This is a genomic window from Qipengyuania sp. (genome assembly GCF_965277845.1).
GTDB lineage: Bacteria > Pseudomonadota > Alphaproteobacteria > Sphingomonadales > Sphingomonadaceae > Qipengyuania.
This window is the reverse complement of sequence record NZ_OZ255844.1, coordinates 2,418,751-2,439,239: the sequence shown is the minus strand read 5'-3', so window position 1 is coordinate 2,439,239 and position 20,489 is coordinate 2,418,751. Positions and strand designations below refer to the sequence as shown.

The following is a 20,489-nucleotide window of genomic DNA, read 5'->3' as shown; positions in this document are numbered from 1 at the left end:
CGCCGCGCTTCCAAGACCCGTATCGCCGCCACCCGCTAAACGGAGGCCGCCCCAATCAGCTTTGGCGAACCTTATGAGGTGATGGACGCAGATACCTTCCGGTTTCGATATCGCCCGCGCGGATCACCGACCGGGCAATCCGCGGGGACGAGTATCGCTTCGTTCTCGAAAGGCTATGGGCCTCAGGCGACGCTTGCTGCGTGGATCTGGGTGATGGCACCCGACAGCGTGGCATCGAATTCCTCATCGCTCTGCGTTGCGCGCAGGTCCTGCAGGAGGCCGCGGCTGAAGCTGGCGATCATGCCAGGGTTCTTGGCGAGTTCGCGGCACGCCTCGTCGGTCGAATACCCGCCCGAGAGTGCGACGACACGCAGCACCTTGGGGTGGCGGGTGAGGCCGCCGTACAGCCCCGCTTCCTTGGGGATCGACAGCTTGAGCATGATCTGTTGGCCCTCGGGCAAAGCCTCGAGACCCTCCTCGATCGCTTCGAGCAGAATCTTTTCGCCCTCCGCGCGATCGGCGGCGGTGATATCGTATTCCGGCTCGAGGATGGGAACGAGTCCACAGCTGAGGATGCGCGCGCCTTCGGCAAACTGCTGGCGGACGACCGCCTTGATACCGACCGGGTTGGCCGACTTGATCACGCTGCGCATCTTCGTGCCGAAGACTCCGAGTTCCCGGGCACGGTTGCACATGTCCTCGAGGCCCGGATTGGGCTTCATCAGTTGCGCACCGTCGCGCTCGTCCTCAAGCCCCTTATCGACCTTGAGGAACGGCACGATGCAGCGTTCCTTGAGGCGCGCGGGCACGCTCTTGCCGCCGCTCGTGCCGTCCATCGTCTTTTCGAACAGGATCGCACCAATGACCTTGCCGTTACCGAAGCTGGGCGCTTCGATGATACGCTGGCGCATTTCATGGATCAGCGCGAACATCTCGTCTTCGGTACTCCAGTCGCCGTCCTCGACACCGTATCCCCTGAGTGCTTTGGGGGTCGAACCGCCCGACTGGTCGAGTGCCGCGATAAAGCCCTGGCCCTCGGCGATACGCGCCTTCATCTCATCGAAAGTCATCTGGAAAACCCCGTCGCTTAGGTGTGGTCTTGCATTCGTATGCGCGCCGCATACAAAAGCGATTTCGCACCTGCAACAGCGGTGGGGAACTTATTGTCAATGACAGCTCGATCGCCACCCATCTGGGCATGCGATCTAGGGCAACGCGACTTGCCCCAGCTACCGTTCCTATGAACGCAAGTAACCATCCCGCGTCCCGAGCGTATTTCTTACGATACATGGGGAGGAAACATGCTCGACGAGACCCAGCAGAAGCTTTGCGACGAGAACACGACCGATTTTTCGGACCTCAAGGCGCTGACGATCAACTGCACACTGAAGCCATCGCCGCAGGGTTCGCACACCGACAAGCTCCTTGGCGTGGTCGAAGCTATACTGGTCAAGAACGCCGTCACGCTCGATCAGCTACGGCTGGTGGATCACGATATCGCACCCGGCGTCTATCCCGACATGACCGAGCACGGATCCGCCAGCGACGACTGGCCGATCATCTGGAAGAAGGTGCGCGCAGCAGACATTCTTATCGTCGGTACGCCGATTTGGCTGGGGGAAAAAAGCTCGGTCTGCCAGCGGCTGATCGAGCGGCTTTATGGTCATTCGGGCCAGACAAACGACAAGGGCCAGTATGTCTTTTACGGCAAGGTCGGCGGGTGCATCGTCACCGGCAATGAGGATGGTATCAAACACGTCGGCATGGGCGTGCTCTACTCGCTGCAGCACGTCGGTTATACCATCCCGCCGCAGGCCGATGCGGGCTGGATCGGCGAGGCGGGCCCCGGGCCGAGCTATGGCGATCCGAAGGAAGACGGTGAGGGTTACGTCGGCTTCGACAACGACTTCACCCGCCGAAACACGACGTTCATGACCTGGAACCTGATGCACACAGCGCGCATATTGAAGGATGCGGGTGGTATTCCCGCGCATGGCAACTCGGTCGACCTGTGGAAAGAAGGGCACCGATTCGACGCCCCGAACCCCGAATACCGCTAAAACGATAGTGCCGTTCGGCAATCGCCGCCACCAAACGACAGGAGACACCAGATCTCATCGAAAGCTGAGAGTGCCGACGGTTTCAAACGCGACATCGGCCCTAAGACCCTCTCGCTCTATGGCATCGGCACCGTTGTCGGCGCGGGGATCTACGTCGTCATAGGCGATATTCTCGGCAGGGCCGATGCACTGGCGCCCTTCGCCTTTCTGCTTGCTGCATTCGCAGCGTCCCTATCCGCGCTTTCCTATGCCGAGCTGGCGGTGCGAGTACCGGAAAGTGGGGGAAGCGCCGCCTTCGTCGATGCCGGCTTCAGCAGGAAATCGCTCACCGTGGTGGTCGGATACGCAGTTGTCGCGACCGGCGTGATTTCCGCCGCGACCATTGCCACGGGCTTCGTCGGCTATGCCAATGTGTTTCTGGACATCTCCAAATGGTGGGCCATTCCGCTACTTGTCGGCATCCTGACGGGCATTGCCGCAACTGGAATACGCCAGGCCGGCTGGTTCATGGCGATAACGACCGTGCTGGGAATCGCTGGCCTTGTCTGGGTCGTCGGGCATGCGGGGAGCGACATGCTGGACTATCCGCAAATGGCGCTGGCACAATTCGAGGCTGGCAGTGGTCCGGTGATGGCATCGGCCGTCCTTCCCGCCGCCTTCCTCGCCTTCTATGCCTATATCGGTTTCGAGGATCTGGTGACGCTGTCCGAAGAAGCGGAAGAACAGGCAAGCGCGATGCCGCGTGCGATCGTTACCACCCTGATCGTTTCGCTGTTGCTCTATGTCGTCGTTTCCATTGCCGCGATAACCGTAATCCCGGCCGAAGAGCTTGCGCAAAGCGCCGCTCCACTCGTCGACGTCGTGCGAAGCGAAGGCTCCAGCGGCCAGCTACTCGGCGTGGTCAGTCTGGCGATGATCGTGAATGGCGCACTCGCCCAGATCGTCATGGCACCGCGGGTATTGCACGACCTTCACGAACATCACGGAGCCGTCCCACACTGGCTCGTGAGACTCGGTCACAGGTCCGCCACTCCGGTCAACGCCACTTTGCTTTGTGGAACGCTTGTCCTTGTCCTGGCCTTGTTTTTCCCGACCGTAACGCTTGCATCCTGGACGAGCTTCGTCGTCCTCGGCGTGTTCGCGGCCGCGAACGGCGCGCTGGTGGCCCTGAAATTGAAATCGAACGCGCGACGCGCCGGATTTGAAGTACCGCTGGTCGTGCCGATCCTCGGCATTGTCGTGTCTCTCGGGCTCATCGCAGGAGAGGCTGTGATCTGAGCGCGCAGTCGGCGGCAGCTTAGCTTGCGAATTGCTCGAGGAAACGCAGTGCGATCGCGCTTTCGACAATTTCGGCTTTTACCACCGAGTTACCCCACCAGATCGCTTCGGTATTGGCGAGGACGATCAGCGACAGCCGCTTCTCGGGCACCTTCAGATAGAGCGCGGAACCCTTCTTCTCGTTCCAGCCGGAGTGCCACAGCAGACGCTGGCCGTTCCAATCCTCCAGGAACCAGCCGGCGCGGTAGTCGCCAAGAGCGCCGATCTCCGCATCGGCGAGGTCGCGGATCATCGCGGAAGGGATCAATACACCGCTATCGAACGCGATATCGAAGGCAGCGAGCGCGCGTGGGCTGGCGATTATCCCCGCAGCAGCACGAAAATCATCATCGGGGAGCGGCTGCTTGATCGCCCTTCCCTCGACCACATGAAATGGTTCGGCAAGATAACGCAGCGCCGCGCCGCCCTCGGGGTCCCGCCAGCCGAGCGCGGTGTTTTCCATGCCTGCCGGTGTCGCTACCCGGTGACGTACGATCTCGCGCAGGTCGCGGCCCCCAGCGCCCAAAATGGCGCGATCGATCCGCGCAAAGGCGATTGGGTTGTAGACGAAGGCATCGCCATTCGCGCGCATGTCCAGCATGTCGGACAGCGTCGTCGGTTTCCTGCAATCCATCGGTGGGACGGGATTGCCATGGCGATCCTCGCCTCCTGCCATGAAGGGAATCGGCGTATTGGCGACGAAGAATTCGCACAATTCCTTCCAGCCGCCGTCGCTGGCCATCGAAGTATCGAGATGCAATTCCCCTGACGCGCTTTCCGCCAGAATCGCCGTAGCCGCTATCGGCTTCGTTACCGAAGCGATCTTATAGGTCGTCTCGGGCACAGTCGCCAGATCGCCTTCGTCGTCGTAAGTGCCGTAATAGCCCTCCCACGCGATCTGCCCGTCACGCACGATGACCGCGCTCAAGGCAGGAGTGCCGCTTTCCTTGCGGAACTCTTCGAGGAAGCGATCGAACGCTGCGAACTCGTTTTCCGGCTCACTCGCTTTTGCGCCCGTGACAGGGGCCATCAAAATAGCGAGCAGAAAGAAGAATCTCATCGCCCTATCTCCGGGTGATTTTCCGGATGATCCCGTTGAAGCTCAGCACAGGTTCGCCGTCGGCGCGGATCATGCCGACCACATAGATCGTCTTGCCCCCCGCTCGCACGACCTCTCCGCGGGCTTCGAGCAGCTGGCCAACCCGCGCGGGATCGAGGAAATCGCCGGCGAGGTGCATGGTCACTCCATGACATCCCGCCAGCGCATCGGTGGCAATGGTGAAGATCGCGCTGTCGGCGAAGGTCATCAAGCAGCCGCCGTGCATAAACCCGGCGCCGTTCATATGGCGCTCTTCCGCGCGGAAGGCCGCAAGCATCGAGCCATCCTCCTCGCGGCGCTCATAGAACGGCCCCGCGCGCTGTTCGAAGGCATCGCCCTGCCAGACCGACCAGCCCGCCCATTCGCCTTCGGTAACGGGTACGAGACCGCCGCTCGAACCTACGCCTTCGTTCTCGCTCATGCCATCAGCGCCGCCACGCCGGGCAGCGCCTTGCCTTCCATCCATTCGAGGAACGCGCCTCCGGCGGTCGAAACGAAGGTGAAGTCGTCCTTCACGCCTGCATGCGCGAGCGCGGCAACGGTGTCGCCGCCACCGGCAACCGAGGTGAGCGAGCCGTCCTGCGTCAGCGCCGCGGCTGTCTTGGCAAGCGCTACGGTGGCGGTGTCGAACGGTTCGGTCTCGAACGCGCCAAGCGGGCCGTTCCACACCAGCGTGCGACAGGTCTTGAGCACATCGCCCAGCGCTTCGGTGGCGAGCGGGCCGACATCGAGGATCATCTCGTCCGCCGCGACTTCGTGGACGTTGCAGGTACGCAGGCTTGGCGGATTGGCGGCAAATTCCTTCGCCACCACCACGTCGTAGGGCAGGTGGACCGTGCATCCCGCGTGGTCGGCCTCGTCCATGATTGTGTTCGCGGTGGCGGTCAGGTCATGCTCGCACAGCGACTTGCCGACATCGACGCCCTTTGCGGCAAGGAAGGTGTTCGCCATGCCCCCGCCGATGATCAGGTGCTGGACCTTGCCGACAAGGTTGGTGAGCACATCGAGCTTGGTCGAGACCTTGGCGCCGCCGACCACCGCCGCGACGGGCGGCTCGGGCGTGCCGAGCGCGGCATCGAGCGCCTTCAGCTCGGCTTCCATCGCGCGGCCCGCATAGGCCGGCAGGTGATGTGCGAGCCCCTCGGTCGAGGCATGCGCCCGATGCGCGGCGGAGAAGGCATCGTTGACGTAGAAATCGCCGTGAGCGGCAATACCTTTGGCGAATTCCGGATCGTTCGCCTCTTCGCCGGGCCAGAAGCGGACGTTGTCGAGCAGGCCGATATCGCCATTGCCGAGGATGCCGATCGACTGTTCGACTACCGGACCCATCACCTCGGGGATGAACATGATCTCCTTGCCCAGCACCTTTTCGACATCGCCCTGCACGAAGCTGGTCGACATGGTGGAATGGCGCTGGCCCTTGGGGCGCCCGAAATGGGCGAGCAGCAGGACCTTGGCGCCCTTGTCCGCCAGTTCGAGAATGGTGGGTTTCACCGCCTCGACACGGGTGACGTCGGTGGCCGAACCATCCTTCATCGGAAGGTTCAGGTCAACGCGCACCAGCGCGACCTTGCCGGTGATGTCGCCAAGGTCGTCAAGGGTTTTGAAATTACTCATATTCCCAACCTATCCGTTCGGTTCGAGCGAAGTCGAGAACCGCTGGCGTGGCCGTGTCTCGACTTCGCTCGACACGAACGATGATGTGGCGCTTAGAGAAACTTTGCCATCACGCCGGCGGTGTCGATCATGCGGTTCGAGAAGCCCCATTCATTGTCGTACCAGCTGACGACGCGGGCAAGCTTGCCTTCCATCACGCTGGTTTCGAGGCTGTCGATGGTCGAGCTTGCCGGATAGTGGTTGAAGTCCGAGCTGACGAGCGGCTGGTCGGTGTAGTCGAGCACGCCCTTCATCTTGCCATCTGCCGCTGCCTTGAGCGCCGCGTTCAGTTCCTCCGCGCTGGTGTCGCGGCCGGGAGTGAAGACGAGGTCGACGAGGCTGACGTTCGGGGTCGGCACGCGGACCGAGCTGCCGTCGAGCTTGCCGGCCAGTTCGGGCAGGACGAGGCCGACCGCACGGGCTGCACCGGTGGTGGTCGGGATCATGTTCTGCGCACCGCCGCGGGCACGACGCATGTCGCCATGCATCTGGTCGAGCATGCGCTGGTCGTTGGTGTAGCTGTGGATCGTGGTCATGAAACCGCGCTCGATGCCCACCGTATCGTGCAGCACCTTCGCCATCGGCGAGAGGCAATTGGTCGTGCAGCTGGCGTTCGAGACGATCACGTCATCGGCAGTCAGCGTCTCGTGGTTCACGCCATAGACGATCGTGGCGGAGACATTCTTCGCCGGGGCCGAGATGAGCACGCGCTTGGCGCCGGCCTTGAGGTGCGGTTCGGCGGCTTCGTGGCTCTGGAAGAAGCCGGTGCATTCGAGAACGATGTCGACGCCCTGGTCCGCATGTGGAAGGTCGCCCGGGTCGCGTTCGCTGGTCACCGCGATCGACTTGCCGTTCACGATGATGGCGTTGTCGCCAACCTCGACGGTACCGGGGAAACGGCCGTGGGTGGAATCGTACTGGAACAGGATCGCGTTCGACTTGGTATCGGCCAGATCGTTGATGCTGACGAGATCGAGATCGTGATCGTCACGCTCGAGGATGGCCCGCGCCACGAGGCGGCCAATACGTCCGAAACCGTTGATTGCAACCTTGGTCGCCATTGGTAAGAACTCCTGCTTATCCGTTCAATTTGTTCATGATTTGCGGAACGATCGCATCCGCCGTGAGACCGAATTTCTCGAACAGGTCGTTCGCTGGGGCGGAGGCTCCGAAGCTATCGATGCCGATGGTCAGCCCGTGCGTGCCGACATAGCGTTCCCAACCGAAAGTGGTTCCTGCCTCGATGCTTACCCGAAGGATTTCGTCGGAGGAGACGTCCGGCAGAATATCGGAGCGATAGGCTTCATCCTGCTCGTCGAAGAGCCGAGTACAGACCATCGAAACGACATCCGCCCCCACCCCTTCTTTCTCGAGCTTCTCTGCGCACTCCATCGCAAGGTGAAGTTCGGAGCCGGTCGCAATCAGGATGACCCGCCGCGGCACCTGCGCCGCCTTGAGGCGGTACCCGCCACGCTCGGACATGTTTTCGGAAAGCTGATGAGTCCGAACCTGCGGCAAATTCTGGCGGCTCAACGCGAGCACCGTTGGGCGATCCTTCTGCCGCAGCGCGACGTTCCAGCACTCGGCGGTTTCCACCGCATCCGCCGGACGCATCACGAGTACATTGGGCATCATGCGCAGCGACTGCACATGTTCGACCGGCTGGTGCGTGGGGCCATCCTCGCCGAGGCCGATGCTGTCATGCGTCATGACATAGATCACGCGCACCTGCTGCAATGCCGACAGGCGGATCGCCGCGCGGCAATAGTCGGTAAACACGAGGAAGGTTCCGCCATAGGGGATCACGCCGCCATGCAGCGCCATGCCGTTCATCGCTGCGGCCATGCCGAACTCGCGAATGCCGTAGTAGACGTAGCGCCCACCGTAATTGTCGGCTGTGAACGGCTCGACGCCGCCCGCCTTTGTGTTGTTCGACCCCGTAAGGTCGGCGCTGCCACCGATTGTGTCGGGCAGGCGAGGATTGATCTCGGCCAGCGCCATCTCGCTCGCCTTCCGGGTCGCGACATTTTGCGGTTCGGCAATCAGCGAGGCAATATAGTTTTCCGCAGCATCGCCATGCGGCAAATCGCCTGCCATGCGGCGTTCGAATTCGGCTCGCTGCTCATGGTCGACGAGCCGCCCGTGCCACTCGGCGCGCAGCTTCGCTCCACGCTCGCGCGTGCCGCGCCAGTCTGTCAGGACCTGGTCGGGAACTTCGAACGGCGGCGCATCCCAGCCCAGCACTTCGCGTGCCGCGGCAACCTCCTCGTCGCCGAGCGGTGCGCCGTGCGTGGCACTGGTGCCCTGCTTGTTCGGCGCACCCTTGCCGATCACCGTCTTGCAGGCGACGAGCGACGGCCGGTCGTCGGCCAGCGCTTCGTCGAGCGCGCGGCGGATATCGGCGAAATCATGACCGTCGCAGCCGACGACATGCCATCCGGTCGCTTCATAGCGCGCCTTGATGTCCTCGCTGGTCGACAGGTCGGTCGTGCCATCGATGGTAATGTTGTTGTCGTCCCACAGCACGATCATCCGCCCAAGCTTCAAATGCCCGGCGAGCCCGATCGCCTCGTGATTGATGCCTTCCATAAGACAGCCGTCGCCGGCAACCACCCAGGTCCGGTGGTCGACCAGGTCGTCACCGAATGTCGAATTCAGGTGCCGCTCGGCGATCGCCATGCCGACCGCCATTGCGAGGCCCTGGCCAAGCGGACCGGTGGTGCTTTCAACTCCGTCGAGAAGGAAGTTTTCCGGGTGGCCGGCACAGGGACTGCCGAGCTGGCGGAAGTTGCGGATGTCCTCCATCGTCGGGCGCGCATAGCCGGAGAGGTGGAGAAGGCTGTAGATCAGCATCGAGCCGTGACCCGCCGACAGCACGAAACGGTCGCGGTCGGCCCATTCGGGGGTCCGGGGATCGTGCTTGAGGTATTCGCCCCACAGAACGGTCGCTACATCGGCCATGCCCATCGGCATGCCGGGATGCCCCGATTTTGCCGCCTGCACCGCATCCATCGATAGTGCCCGGATGGCGTTGGCCATCTGGACCAGGCGGGCAGTGTCGAGACTCATAGGAAAAATTCTCCGGGAAAGAGGGCCGATTCGACGCGCGCGAAGCCTTCGCGGAGCACGCGCACGAGGTCAACCCGCACGGGCGACCCTGCACGGCCGCTCCTTCCCTCATCCCACTTATCAACAGATGAAGCCAAACCTTTGCATTACCGCGGCTATCTTGGTATTCGGACAACGTCATGAGTTCCGAACGCATCCAAAATGCCATGGACCGTATCGACCGTGCATTGGCGCGGATCGAAACACAGGCGGCACTGGCATCGCATACGGGCGCGGCGGGCGGCCCCGCCAATGCCGAGCTGGTCGCCCGGCACGAAGCTCTGAGGGAAAGCGTTTCGGCGACTGTCGCCGAACTCGACTCGCTCATCGAAGGGCTCGAAAAGTGAGCGACGTCACCCTGTCCGTAGGGGGCCGTAATTATACGGTGTCCTGTGCGGATGGGCAGGAAGAACACGTCCAGCGGCTCGCCGGCGTAATCGATGACAAGCTTGGTTCGATGGGGGCGAACCTGTCGAGCCAGGAGGCCAAGAATTTGCTCTTCGCCGCACTCTTGCTGGCCGACGAACTCGACGAGGCGAAAAAACAGGCGGTGCCCGCCGGGGCACCCGGTTTCGATACGGACAGGCTGGCAGGCCAGCTCGAGCGGATCGCACTCGCACTCGAGAATGCGGCATCCACCCTTGAGAGCGGCGCGGACTCATCCTAGATATCTCTACGGCGGGGCTGCCCGGCACGAGCCGCATGAACATCCCTGAGGCTATAAGCAATCCAAGGGAGCTGTCCCTGTCCCGGTCCACCGGTTCGGCCGTGGGATTGGGGCATACGGCACCCACCTGACGTTTAGGCGTCAGAGGATTTCGCCGGAAACGACCCATGGTGGTCCCGCCACTTTCCTGTTTAACCTTGAGCATGGGCGCATTTCTGCGGGCAACGCCGGAGGTTGCCCAAGGCCAGCCGCGTCTTCGACTTCGCTTTCAGTCTTGCCTGACCTGCCGCTTGGATCGGCATTCAGGAGCAAGGTGCGCATGGACGCTCTTCGTGGCTCCCGATAAGGAGGCCTGCGTGACCAAGGACGAACTTCGGAAACAACTGCGCGCCCGGCGCCGCGAGCATGTGGCCGCCCTGCCCGACAGCATGCGAACACTGGTCTTTATGCGTCCGCCTGCGCCGCTTCTCGAACTCGTGCCGGACGATGCGACCATCGGTCTCTATCGCGCAAATCCCTACGAAGCGCCGGCGGCATCGTATGCCAAGCACTTTTTCGAACAGGACCACGAGCTCGCTCTGCCGCGATTTGCCGACAGGGGCGCGCCGATGGAGTTTGCGCATTTTGCCGACCCCTTCGATGAAAGCGACTTGGAGATCGGCCCCTTCGGCTTGCTGCAACCCAAGGGCGACGTTCCCACCAGCGCACCATCGGTGCTTTTCGTCCCGCTGGTGGGTTTCACCGAGCGTGGCGACCGTCTCGGTCAGGGCGCTGGACATTACGATCGCTGGCTTGCCAGCCACTCCGTTACCGCTGCCATCGGGCTTGCGTGGGACTGCCAGCTGGTCGATGATTTGCCCAACGAGCCGCACGATATCCCGCTAACCGCCGTCGTTACGCCGACACGAATCTACGGACCCTTCGCATGAGGAAAGAACCCACCTGGCGCATCCCGGTCGGCCTGCTCGGCCTGCTGCTCGGCCTGACGATCTACGGGCTCGTCATCGCTCGCTACGCGCCGGGTCTTATCGGCGACTGGCCGACACTGGTGCAGACCGTGATCTACATCGTTCTGGGGCTGGTCTGGCTTCTTCCGCTGCGCCGCTTCCTGATTTGGATGGAGACCGGGCGTCGGGACTAGCCCACTTCGGCGTAATGATCTTCGAGCGCCATGTGCCGCGTCCAGAAATCGCGCGGATCGGTGCCCGCGAAAATATCGTCGAGCAGGTCGAAATGGGCGTGCCACCCGGCAAGCGCGCCGATTCGGAATTCGGCCGATCCAAGACCCCTGTGCGTGAGGACCAGATCGGTCCCGCCGCCATCCGCCTCGCTCAGGTCTATCTCGACCCTCGTTCCCTCGCCCTCTTCCTCGGGCCAGGTAAAGGCGAGACGGCGAAGTGGCGTGCAGGCGAAGATTTCGCCGTCGAAGCGGGCCGTCTCCTGGTCGGCGTATTTTTCGGGCGGGGGCGTGTCGGAAAGCCGACGGTGGTCGAATTCGAAAACGATTCGCCCGCCGACCCGGGCGTCGGTCTCGCCGCCGCAGAACCACCGCTTACGCTTTTCGGGATCGATCAGAAAGGCCCAGACAGTCTCGACGTCCGCATCGAAGTGCCGCCGGAATTGGATCGTATTCGCATCGACCAGCCTGCCGTAATCATTCATCGTCCAGCTCCTTCAATGCCCGGTCGAGCGCATCGAGCCGCTCGTTCCAGAATCCGACATAGCGCTCCGCCCAGTCGCGCACGGCCTCCAGCCCCCGCGGGTCGAGCGAACACACACGCTCGCGCCCGCGTTTTTGCCGTCTGATCAAACCGGCTTCCTCGAGTACGCCGATATGTTTCGAAGCGGCCGCAAGGCTCATTTCGAACGGTTCAGCCAAGGCGCCGACCGTCAAATCGCGTTCCGACAGTCTCTCGAGCATCGCTCGGCGCGTACTATCCGAGAGTGCGCGAAACAGAGAATCGGAGTCGGTGAATCGCTCAACCATTCGGTTAAATTAAGCCATAGAGATAGATAGTCAACCAGTTGGTTGATTATTTCATCCCATTGCAAACCCTTCCTCTGCCGCTTAGCCTCGACCGCAAGGGAGAGCATATTGGCGACGAGGGAAATGCCGGCGGAAAGGCCGACGGTCTGGCTCAAGCTTGCGCATGGTTCGGGTGCTGCCGCGTTCGGTATCAAAAACAACGGCTTCGACTATTTCCTGCTGCTGTTCTACGGTACGGTGATCGGTCACGAGCCCGGTCTGGTCGGGCTTGCCATTCTCATCGCATTGGTGGTCGATGCGATAAGCGATCCGCTGGTCGGCTATTGGTCCGACAATTTCCGCAGCCGCTGGGGCCGCCGCCATCCCTTCATGTACGCCGCCGCGCTGCCCGTAGCACTCAGCTACTTCCTGCTCTGGAACCCGCCGGACTGGGGACAAGGTGGGCTTTTTGCCTACCTGACGATCCTCGCGATTCTCATCCGCACTTTCATCACCTTTTACGAGACGCCCAGTTCCGCGCTGATCCCCGAATTGACGAGCGATTACGAGGAACGCACCAGCCTGCAGGCCTACCGCCTGTTCTTCGGCTGGTCGGGCGGCAACCTCATGAGCATCGTGATGTTCGGTGTATTGCTGACCGGCCCGCTCGGCATGCGCGACCAGCAGGCATACGTGACCTATGGCATAATCGGATCGCTGCTGATCTTTGCGGCGATCATGATTTCCGCGCTCGGCACGCACAGCCGTATTCCGCACCTCCACCGCCCGGTCGAAACCGGCGAACGCTACAGCATCCGCCGCATCTTCGGGGAAATGGTCGAAACGCTGAGCGAGAAGAGCTTCCTCGCGTTGTTCTTCGCTACGGTGCTCTTCGCCATCGCGACGGGGCTTTCGGCTGCGCTCGCCTTTCTGATGCTCAACTATTTCTGGGGCTTCAGCGAATTCCAGATCTTCATCTGGACCTGCACCGTGTTCCTCTCGGCGCTTCTCGGCTTCCTCCTCGCACCTTGGGCGACGCGCAAGCTGGGCAAGAAGCAGGCAACCATCGTGCTCGGCCTGCTCGCCTTCACCATCCAACCAGCGCCGGTGCTGCTTCGACTGGCCGGCCTGATGCCGGAGAATGGCGATCCGCTGCTGTTCCCGCTCGTGTTGGGCATCAATGTGATCGATCTGGCGTTGATCATCGCGGTGCAGGCGGTCGCCTATTCGATGATCGCCGACCTTGTCGAATCGAATCAGGTGAAGACGGGAAGGCGCTCCGAGGGAGTGTATTATGCGGCGATGACCTTCACGCGGAAAACCACCCAGGGCCTTGGCGTGCTGGCAGCCGGACTGATCCTGTCGTTAATCGCCTTTCCAGAAGGTGCCGACCCGGCCAGCGTCGATCCCGAAATCCTGTGGAACCTCGGCGCATTCTACGCGCCATCGCTGCTCTTCCTGTGGCTGACGGCGTTGTATTTCGTATCGCGCTATCGGATCAACAAGGAACGGCATGAGGAAAACCTGCGCAAGTTAGTGGAACGAGGAGGATAGCGAAAATGGCGCGCAGGATCGGGATCGGATTCATACTGCTTCTGCTCGCGGGGGTCCTGATTTTCGTTTTCGCGCAGCGGCAGATCGGAGAGCGCCTCTACACCCGCGCGGTCGAGCGCAATGCGGGAGTAGACCGCGTAGCCGAATGGCCCGACGGCCTTTATGCCTATGTCTGCGGTAGCGGATCGCCGATGCCGGATGCGCAGCGTGCCGGGCCCTGTATCGCGATTATCGCCGGTCAGCGCGCCTTCATTTTCGACGTCGGCTCCGGAGCCATCCGCAAGCTGCAGCCCCTGGCTTTTCCGATGGACCGGCTGGACGCGGCATTCCTGACGCATCTTCATTCCGACCATTTCGACAGCCTCGGCGAACTGATGCTCCAGGCATGGATCGCCGGGCAACGCGACTCCCCGCTGCCGGTCTACGGGCCAGAGGGCACCGATCGCGTCGTGTCCGGCTTCATCGAGGCCTATACGATCGACCGCGGTTTTCGGGTTGCGCATCATGGCCCCGAGGTTGCCCGGCCCAGCGGCTTTGGCGCCGAGGCAAGGATTATCGACGCCGCCGGCACGGCCCCTCATACAGTTTATCAGAACGACGGGGTGACGATCCGCGCGATAAGGGTCGACCATCGTCCGGTCGAACCGGCGCTTGCCTTTCGGGTCGAATATGCTGGCCGTGCCCTCGTCATCAGCGGTGATACGGTGCGGAGCGAACAGCTGGCGCAGCTTGCGCGGGGCGCCGACGTACTGTTTCACGAAGCACTCAATCCGCGCATGGTCGGCGAGATCGGAACGACGCTGGCCGAACGAGGCAATGCCGCCGGCGCGAAGATCATGGCCGATATTCCCGATTATCACACCTCGCCGGAGGATGCGGCACGCGTCGCGCAGAAGGCGGGCGTCGAGGCGCTGGTGCTATACCACTTGGTCCCGGCCCCGCCGGTGTCCCTCATCGGCCCGGCTTTTCTCGGCGAATCGGGGCAGCATTTCGACGGCAGGATCGAGCTTGCCAAGGACGGCATGCTCGTGAGCCTACCCGCCCGCGAGCAGTCGGTTCTATTCGACGAAATGTTGTAGAAAAACCCAAGTGGCGCGAGTGACGGGACTCGAACCCGCGACCTTCGGCGTGACAGGCCGACACTCTAACCAACTGAGCTACACCCGCGTAGCCACTTGGGAGCCGCGCATCTACGGGCGGCTCCGATTCCTGTCAATGACGATATGACCCTTTTTTTGTTCTTTTTGGACTGCCCGATTTCCGGTTCCGATTTCACCCCGGTATGACCACCATCGACCATCATTCGGATGGCGCTTGCGCCTCGAAGAATGATCGCGGGAGTCGCTATGCCGAAGAGGTTTTATCTCCCCTTTTCCATGGGTTTGCTCGGTGCAGGCGGCCTTGCCGAACAATCGGTCTCGATATCAAACACTCGGCCTTTTCCATGCCGGTGCCCGAAGCCATTGTCGATGTGTCGCTCGAAGCTATCAGGGTGCCGCAAGCCGTCCCGACCGTGAAAAGGCGCTAGCAGCTCTCGTATTTCCAGTTTCGCCGCTTCCCTTCGCCGATCCACTCGGCGGCGGTGGCGATGCGCTTGGTCCGGGTCGCCTCGCGTTTCGCACCGGTGATCCATTGGAGATAGTCGCGCCGCTGTGCATCGGTGAATCCGTTCCAGACATCCTCGGCGCCGGAAGTCTGTTCCAGCGCCGCGGCGAAATCGTCCGGCATTGCAATTTCGGGTTTCGGTTTCGGCTTGGCCTTGGCTGCCTTGTCTTCGCCCGAACGGATACGCTGCGCTTTTTCCTTCAGCAGGCGCACCAGCTTCTCATCGGGAGGAAGGTCGTCGAGCGCCGTGATGCGGCCGAGATCGCCCATCGCCTCGCCACCGCCCGGCCCCTCGATGACGAAAGCGCAATGGGCCTTGAAGGCCGCCATGCCGCAAAGCTGGCGACCGTCGAGGATCCAAAAGGGTGCGCCCCAGCGCAGGTCTTCTTGGGCCTCTGGCTCCGCGCGCTCAGCGAGCGAGCGCAAATGCTCGAGGATCGGACGCGCAAAGGGCTGCGCTTTGGCGATATACGCGTCGACTCGGCTGTCACGCTCCATGCGCGACAGCTTAGCAGATCAATCGACGAGGATAAGGGCCGGCGTTTCAAGCAGTTTCCGGAGAGACTGGACGAAACTTGCTGCATCCCATCCGTCGACCACGCGATGGTCGCAACTGATCGAGATGTTCATCAGCTTGCGCTTCTCGATCCGCTCGACTCCGTCGGTGCCGGTGACATACATCGGGCGCTCGATGATGCGGTTCGGACCGATGATGGCGACTTCGGGGCGGTTGATGACCGGGGTGGTCGCAACGCCGCCCAGCGGGCCGAGCGAGGTGACGGTCAGCGTGCCGCCCTGCATCTCTTCCGACTTGGCAGTACCGGTGCGAGCTGCCTCGGCCAGGCGCGAGATCTCGTTTGCAAGCTGCCACAGATTCTTCGCCTGCGCATTCTTGATCACCGGTACCATCAGGCCGGCATCTGTCTGCGCCGCCATGCCCATGTGCACCGCGCCGTGGCGCGTCACAACGCCCGCTTCGTCGTCGTAGCGCGCGTTGATCATCGGAAAGTCGGGCAACGTCTTGCAGATCGCAGTGATCAGCAGCGGCAGGATCGTCAGTTTGGGCTTGTCGCCGCGGCTCGCATTGAGCTGGGCGCGCAGGACTTCGAGATCCGTTACGTCGCACTCTTCGACATAGGAGAAGTGCGGGATGTTGCGCTTCGAGGCGGCCATATTCTCGGCGATGCGGCGGCGCATTCCGATGACCTTCTTCTCTTCGTCCTCGCGGGTCTTGGCAGCCGCGCCATAGCCCGAATTGTAGGACAGGAACTGGTCAAGATCGCCATGTCGAATGCGACCGTCCTCGGCGGGCTTCACCTGCGCGAGATCGACACCAAGCTCCTTGGCGCGCTTGCGCACCGCCGGGGTAGCGAGAACCTTAGCCTGCGGCGCCGGCTCTGGCGCCGGGGTCGGTTCCGGAATCGATTCGGGTTCGGGATCTGCGGCGAGCGCGTCATCGGCATCGCTGGCGTCCGAAGTCTCGACCTCGATGCGTTCCTCGACTTCCTCCGCCTTGGGAGCGGGCGCAGCCTCCGCCGCTTCCTTGTTTTCCTCGACGACCTCGTCAGGCACCTCGCCCTCGACCTCGATCACGACCAGCATCGAACCGATCGAGACCATGTCGCCTTCGGCACCTGCAATTTCCAGGATCTTGCCGTCGACCGGGCTTTCCATCGGCACGGTGGCCTTGTCGGTCATCATATCGACGAATTCCTCGTCTTCACGGACCGTATCGCCGACCTTTTTGTGCCACTGCACGATCTCGGCCTCGGCGATGCCTTCGCCGATATCGGGCATGTTGAAGGTGAATTTCGCCATGTGCGTCAGTCCTTGAGGATCTTGTCGATGGCCTCGCCGATGCGGATCGGGCCGGGGAAATAGGCCCATTCGAGGCTGTGGGGATAGGGTGTGTCGAAGCCGGTAACGCGTTCGACCGGGGCTTCGAGATGGTAGAAGCAACGCTCCGTCACGAGCGCGGAAAGCTCGGCGCCGAAACCGCTGGTACGCGTGGCTTCATGGACGATCAAGCAGCGTCCGGTCCGCTCGACCGACGCTTCGATCGCCTCGATATCGAGCGGGACCAGCGTGCGCAGGTCGAGGATGTCGGCTTCGACACCCTTCTCCTTGCACACCGCCTCGACCACATGGACCATGGTACCATAGGCAAGGATGGTGAGTTGTTCGCCCTCGGTTACCTGGCGCGCCTTGCCGAGCGGGATCTTGTAATAGCCTTCGGGCACCACGCTGGCGTCGAACTTCTTCCACGGCTGAACCGGCTTGTCATAATAGCCCGAGAACGGTCCGTTGTAGATGCGCTTGGGCTCGAAGAAGATGACCGGGTCGTTATCCTCGATGCACGAGATCAGCAGTCCCTTGGCATCGTAGGGTGTCGCGGGGATCACCGTCTTCAGACCCGAAACGTGGGTGAAGATCGCTTCGGGGCTCTGACTGTGCGTCTGCCCACCGAAGATGCCGCCACCGAAGGGCGAACGCACGGTCATCGGGGCGATATATTCAGCGGCCGAACGATAGCGCAGGCGCGCCGCTTCGCTGATCAGTTGGTCGAGCCCGGGGTAAATATAATCGGCGAACTGGATTTCGGGCACGGGCCGCAGGCCATAGGCTCCCATCCCCACGGCCACGGCGATGATGCCGCATTCGTTGATCGGCGTGTCGAATACACGCGTCTTGCCGTATTTCTCCTGCAGGCCCGCGGTGCAGCGGAACACGCCACCGAAGTAGCCGACGTCCTCGCCCATCACCACGACATCCTCGTCGCGGCCCATCGATACGTCGAGTGCATCGTTGATCGCCTCGATCATGTTGAGGCGACGTTCAGTGCTGCCCTCGCTGGCGGGCGCGTCCTTGGTCTCGGTTTCGCTCATCAGCCCTGCACTCCCTTGGCCGGCAGCCCTTCGGGAAACTTGGTCTCGCGCTCGCGCACCGCCTGGTCGGCCTGCTCCTTGAGGTGCCAGGGCAGCTCTTCGAAGACATCTTCGAACATGGTGCGGAACGGGTGGTGGAGGCCATGGCCGAGAATGCCGTTGGCTTCGGCTTCCTTGGTGACCTTCTTGACGTGCTCGGCCGCCTCGAGGTCCATTTTCTCCTGCCGCTCCTCGTCCCACTCGCCGATTGCGATCAGATGGCTCTTGAGGCGCATAACCGGGTCGCCCAGCGGCCATTCGTCGCGCTCCTGCGCGCTGCGATAACCGCTGGGATCGTCGGAGGTGGAATGGCCTTCGGCTCGGTAGGTGAAGAATTCGATCAGCGTCGGCCCGGCATTGGCGCGGGCACGGTTGGCGGCCCACTGCTCGGCGGCATAGCAGGCGAGCGCATCGTTACCGTCGACCCGCAGACCGGCAAGGCCATAGCCCAGCGCGCGCGCCGCAAAGGTGGTGCGCTCGGCCCCGGCAAAGCCGCTGAAGCTCGAGATCGCCCACTGGTTGTTGATGACGTTGAGGATCACCGGCGCGTTGTAGACGGTCGCAAAGGTGCAGGCCGAGTGGAAGTCGCCTTCCGCTGTGCTGCCCTCGCCCACCCAGGTCGCGGCAATGCGGCTGTCACCCTTCATCGCGCTTGCCATGGCCCAGCCAACCGCCTGCGGGGTCTGCGTGGCTAGGTTACCGCTGATGGTAAAGAAGCTGTGCTCGCGGCTCGAATACATGATCGGCAACTGGCGACCCTTCAGCTTGTCGCCCTTGTTCGAATAGATCTGGTTGATCATCTCGATCATCGGGTAACCGCGCTGGATCAGGATGCCTTGCTGGCGATAGCTGGGGAAGACCATGTCGTCGCCGGCAAGCGCCATGCTGGCCGAGATGCTTGTCGCCTCTTCGCCCGTGCACTTCATGTAGAAGCTGGTCTTGCCCTGTCGCTGGCCCCGAAACATGCGTTCATCGAACGCGCGTGTCATCGCCATATGGCCGAGCATCGTCCGCAGCGTGTCCGCATCCAGTTTCGGGTCCCAGGGACCGTGTGCCTTGTTGTCGTCGCCCAATACGCGAACGAGTCCGAAGGCCATATCGCGCATTTCGCCCGGATCGCAGGCTTCGTCGGGACGGGCCATGCTGCCCGCCTCGGGCACATCGATATGCGAGAAATCGACCGTATCGCCCGGCCGGAACTTGGGTTCGGGAACATGCAGCGACAGCTTGGGGCGATTGTCGCCCTTCGCTGCATTACCCTCGGGCCTGTCGGCCATAGAATCGTCTCCCAGACGCAATCTTACGCTCGCGCGTTATTTTATTTCGTCGGTGGGAAACGGTCAAGTACGCCTGTGCATACGATTTCGGTCACACCGCGACGGGCGCCTTGATGGGCCCGTGCGGCGCATAGTCGTGAACCGCGAAATCCTCAATCGTATAGTCGAAAATCGAACGCGGCCGCCGCACTATCTCAAGCCGCGGATGCCCTCGCGGTTCCCGCGAAAGCTGTTCGCGGATCAGCTGTTCGTGATTGAGATACAGATGCGTGTCGCCACCCATCCAGACCAGCTCGCCCGGTTCGAGATCGACCTGCTGAGCGATCATGCGTTGGAGCAACGCCGCCGACCACAGGTTGAACGGCAGGCCGAGCGCAACGTCGCAACTGCGCTGGTAGAGCAGGCAGTTCAGGCGATCACCTGCGACGTGAAACTGGTATGCTTTGTGACACGGTGGCAGCGCCATCTGCGGCACCTCGGCGACGTTCCATCCCTCGATGATATGCCGGCGGCTACCCGGATTGTCCCTCAGTGAATCGACCACTTCGGCGACCTGATTAATCCCCCGCCCCTTGCGGAAGAGCCCTCCGGCGACCGGCTGGTAGGTCGGCCAGTCGACCCACTGCTTGCCATAGACGGGACCGAGATCGCCCCACTTGGCTGCGAACTCCTCGTCTTCCCTGACCCGTTCGACGAATGTGTCGAGCGCGATCTCGTCGTCCGTCTCCTCGACATAGCGAGCATGCGGCCACTCGTTCCAGATCTTGACGTTCTGGAGCACCAGCGGGCGGATATTGGTGTCGCCGGTGAGGAACCAGAGCAGCTCGCGCGTGGCGGTCTTCCAATAGACGCGCTTGGTCGTAATCAGCGGCATCGCGCCGCCCGCAAGGTCGAACCGCAGCGTCGCACCGAAGATCGACCGGGTACCGATGCCGGTTCGGTCTTTGCGCTCGTCTCCCTCGCGCCAGATCCTGCGCATGAGGTCGAGATATTGCTGTTCGAAGTGCGGTCGGGGCACGGTTTCAGTCTCGCTGGATGTGTCATGCCGCTGTAATGCCGATTTGAGCAAATTGCCCGCTTGCGTGCCTCGCAATCCACACCTATAGGGCGCGCCTGCCTCGCACCCGTGGCCGAATTTTGCGGCCCGGTCCGATCCGGTCGGGGAGTAGCTCAGCCTGGTAGAGCACTGTCTTCGGGAGGCAGGGGCCGGAGGTTCGAATCCTCTCTCCCCGACCAATTCAACGTTTATGCGCGGC

22 protein-coding genes, 2 tRNA genes and 1 other RNA gene are annotated in these 20,489 nt (G+C 62.2%); 11 read left to right on the top strand and 14 right to left on the bottom strand.

Annotated features, from left to right (window positions below; genetic code table 11):
- Window positions 1-182 precede the first annotated feature (182 nt).
- Window positions 183-1,070 (bottom strand): fructose bisphosphate aldolase, encoded by an 888-nt coding sequence (locus ACQY4G_RS11940; protein WP_421991173.1) that lies wholly within the window; start codon window positions 1,068-1,070, stop codon window positions 183-185.
- A 231-nt stretch (window positions 1,071-1,301) separates the two neighbouring features.
- Between ACQY4G_RS11940 and ACQY4G_RS11935 the strand changes: the two genes are divergently transcribed.
- Both ACQY4G_RS11935 and ACQY4G_RS11930 read left to right on the top strand, forming a co-directional pair.
- Window positions 1,302-2,060 carry a flavodoxin family protein gene (locus ACQY4G_RS11935; RefSeq protein WP_421991171.1) on the top strand — a complete coding sequence of 253 codons (759 nt, stop codon included), beginning with the start codon at window positions 1,302-1,304 and terminating at the stop codon, window positions 2,058-2,060.
- Window positions 2,061-2,111: 51 nt separating this feature from the next.
- Window positions 2,112-3,338, top strand: coding sequence for an APC family permease (locus ACQY4G_RS11930; protein WP_421993646.1), 1,227 nt, complete (start codon window positions 2,112-2,114; stop codon window positions 3,336-3,338).
- 19 nt (window positions 3,339-3,357) lie between these two features.
- On the opposite strand, the gene ACQY4G_RS11925 is transcribed toward ACQY4G_RS11930, so the two are convergent.
- The 5 genes from ACQY4G_RS11925 to tkt form a co-directional block, all read right to left on the bottom strand.
- Entirely contained in the window at window positions 3,358-4,437 is a 1,080-nt protein-coding gene (locus ACQY4G_RS11925; RefSeq protein ID WP_421991169.1) for a serine hydrolase domain-containing protein, read from the bottom strand.
- A gap of 4 nt (window positions 4,438-4,441) precedes the next feature.
- Window positions 4,442-4,897, bottom strand: coding sequence for a PaaI family thioesterase (locus ACQY4G_RS11920; RefSeq protein WP_067688487.1), 456 nt, complete (start codon window positions 4,895-4,897; stop codon window positions 4,442-4,444).
- Complete coding sequence (locus ACQY4G_RS11915; protein WP_421991167.1) at window positions 4,894-6,093, bottom strand: phosphoglycerate kinase; 1,200 nt, start codon at window positions 6,091-6,093, stop codon at window positions 4,894-4,896. Before ACQY4G_RS11915 ends, ACQY4G_RS11920 begins: the two co-directional genes overlap by 4 nt.
- Before the next feature lie 92 nt (window positions 6,094-6,185).
- Window positions 6,186-7,193 (bottom strand): type I glyceraldehyde-3-phosphate dehydrogenase, encoded by a 1,008-nt coding sequence (gene gap / locus ACQY4G_RS11910; protein ID WP_421991165.1) that lies wholly within the window; start codon window positions 7,191-7,193, stop codon window positions 6,186-6,188.
- A gap of 16 nt (window positions 7,194-7,209) precedes the next feature.
- On the bottom strand, window positions 7,210-9,201 hold the full coding sequence (gene tkt, locus ACQY4G_RS11905) for a transketolase (protein WP_421991163.1): 1,992 nt from the start codon (window positions 9,199-9,201) through the stop codon (window positions 7,210-7,212).
- A gap of 179 nt (window positions 9,202-9,380) precedes the next feature.
- Between tkt and ACQY4G_RS11900 the strand changes: the two genes are divergently transcribed.
- The 5 genes from ACQY4G_RS11900 (at window position 9,381) to ACQY4G_RS11880 (ending at window position 11,048) form a co-directional block, all read left to right on the top strand.
- The gene (locus ACQY4G_RS11900; protein WP_067688475.1) at window positions 9,381-9,587 is read left to right on the top strand and encodes a hypothetical protein; all 207 of its coding nucleotides are present in this window, start codon (window positions 9,381-9,383) and stop codon (window positions 9,585-9,587) included.
- Window positions 9,584-9,907, top strand: a complete 324-nt coding sequence (locus ACQY4G_RS11895; protein WP_421991161.1) for a cell division protein ZapA — start codon at window positions 9,584-9,586, stop codon at window positions 9,905-9,907. The genes ACQY4G_RS11900 and ACQY4G_RS11895 overlap by 4 nt, the downstream gene beginning before the upstream one ends.
- A gap of 11 nt (window positions 9,908-9,918) precedes the next feature.
- Window positions 9,919-10,088: non-coding RNA, 6S RNA (gene ssrS / locus ACQY4G_RS11890), on the top strand.
- Between the two features lie 175 nt (window positions 10,089-10,263).
- Window positions 10,264-10,836 carry a 5-formyltetrahydrofolate cyclo-ligase gene (locus ACQY4G_RS11885; protein WP_421991159.1) on the top strand — a complete coding sequence of 191 codons (573 nt, stop codon included), beginning with the start codon at window positions 10,264-10,266 and terminating at the stop codon, window positions 10,834-10,836.
- Entirely contained in the window at window positions 10,833-11,048 is a 216-nt protein-coding gene (locus ACQY4G_RS11880) for a DUF2842 domain-containing protein (protein WP_291178218.1), read from the top strand. The genes ACQY4G_RS11885 and ACQY4G_RS11880 overlap by 4 nt, the downstream gene beginning before the upstream one ends.
- Here the strand turns inward: ACQY4G_RS11880 and ACQY4G_RS11875 are convergent.
- Together ACQY4G_RS11875 and ACQY4G_RS11870 are read right to left on the bottom strand one after the other, a co-directional pair.
- Entirely contained in the window at window positions 11,045-11,569 is a 525-nt protein-coding gene (locus ACQY4G_RS11875) for an SRPBCC family protein (RefSeq protein ID WP_421991157.1), read from the bottom strand. The genes ACQY4G_RS11880 and ACQY4G_RS11875 overlap by 4 nt on opposite strands.
- Entirely contained in the window at window positions 11,562-11,828 is a 267-nt protein-coding gene (locus ACQY4G_RS11870) for an ArsR/SmtB family transcription factor (RefSeq protein WP_421991155.1), read from the bottom strand. The genes ACQY4G_RS11875 and ACQY4G_RS11870 overlap by 8 nt, the downstream gene beginning before the upstream one ends.
- A gap of 174 nt (window positions 11,829-12,002) precedes the next feature.
- On the opposite strand from ACQY4G_RS11870, the gene ACQY4G_RS11865 reads away from it, so the two are divergent.
- Together ACQY4G_RS11865 and ACQY4G_RS11860 are read left to right on the top strand one after the other, a co-directional pair.
- A complete protein-coding gene (locus ACQY4G_RS11865; protein WP_421991153.1) occupies window positions 12,003-13,427 on the top strand; it encodes an MFS transporter in 1,425 nt (474 codons plus the stop codon).
- Window positions 13,428-13,432: 5 nt separating this feature from the next.
- Window positions 13,433-14,506: an MBL fold metallo-hydrolase gene (locus ACQY4G_RS11860; protein WP_421991151.1), complete on the top strand. Its 1,074-nt coding sequence runs from the start codon at window positions 13,433-13,435 to the stop codon at window positions 14,504-14,506.
- A gap of 11 nt (window positions 14,507-14,517) precedes the next feature.
- Here ACQY4G_RS11860 and ACQY4G_RS11855 read toward each other — a convergent pair.
- Window positions 14,518-14,594 (bottom strand) — tRNA-Asp (locus ACQY4G_RS11855).
- Window positions 14,595-14,709: 115 nt separating this feature from the next.
- On the opposite strand from ACQY4G_RS11855, the gene ACQY4G_RS11850 reads away from it, so the two are divergent.
- Complete coding sequence (locus ACQY4G_RS11850) at window positions 14,710-14,955, top strand: hypothetical protein (RefSeq protein WP_421991149.1); 246 nt, start codon at window positions 14,710-14,712, stop codon at window positions 14,953-14,955.
- Here ACQY4G_RS11850 and ACQY4G_RS11845 read toward each other — a convergent pair.
- The 5 genes from ACQY4G_RS11845 to thyA form a co-directional block, all read right to left on the bottom strand.
- On the bottom strand, window positions 14,952-15,530 hold the full coding sequence (locus ACQY4G_RS11845; RefSeq protein ID WP_421991147.1) for a YdeI/OmpD-associated family protein: 579 nt from the start codon (window positions 15,528-15,530) through the stop codon (window positions 14,952-14,954). The two genes, ACQY4G_RS11850 and ACQY4G_RS11845, sit on opposite strands and share 4 nt — an antisense overlap.
- 18 nt (window positions 15,531-15,548) lie before the next feature.
- Complete coding sequence (locus tag ACQY4G_RS11840) at window positions 15,549-16,850, bottom strand: dihydrolipoamide acetyltransferase family protein (RefSeq protein WP_421991145.1); 1,302 nt, start codon at window positions 16,848-16,850, stop codon at window positions 15,549-15,551.
- A gap of 5 nt (window positions 16,851-16,855) precedes the next feature.
- Entirely contained in the window at window positions 16,856-17,917 is a 1,062-nt protein-coding gene (locus tag ACQY4G_RS11835) for an alpha-ketoacid dehydrogenase subunit beta (RefSeq protein ID WP_421991143.1), read from the bottom strand.
- Window positions 17,917-19,233, bottom strand: coding sequence for a 3-methyl-2-oxobutanoate dehydrogenase (2-methylpropanoyl-transferring) subunit alpha (locus tag ACQY4G_RS11830; protein ID WP_421991141.1), 1,317 nt, complete (start codon window positions 19,231-19,233; stop codon window positions 17,917-17,919). Before ACQY4G_RS11830 ends, ACQY4G_RS11835 begins: the two co-directional genes overlap by 1 nt.
- A gap of 91 nt (window positions 19,234-19,324) precedes the next feature.
- On the bottom strand, window positions 19,325-20,251 hold the full coding sequence (thyA, locus tag ACQY4G_RS11825) for a thymidylate synthase (protein WP_425061754.1): 927 nt from the start codon (window positions 20,249-20,251) through the stop codon (window positions 19,325-19,327).
- A 141-nt stretch (window positions 20,252-20,392) separates the two neighbouring features.
- Here thyA and ACQY4G_RS11820 point away from each other — a divergent pair.
- Window positions 20,393-20,469, top strand: a tRNA-Pro gene (locus ACQY4G_RS11820).
- Window positions 20,470-20,489 lie beyond the last annotated feature (20 nt).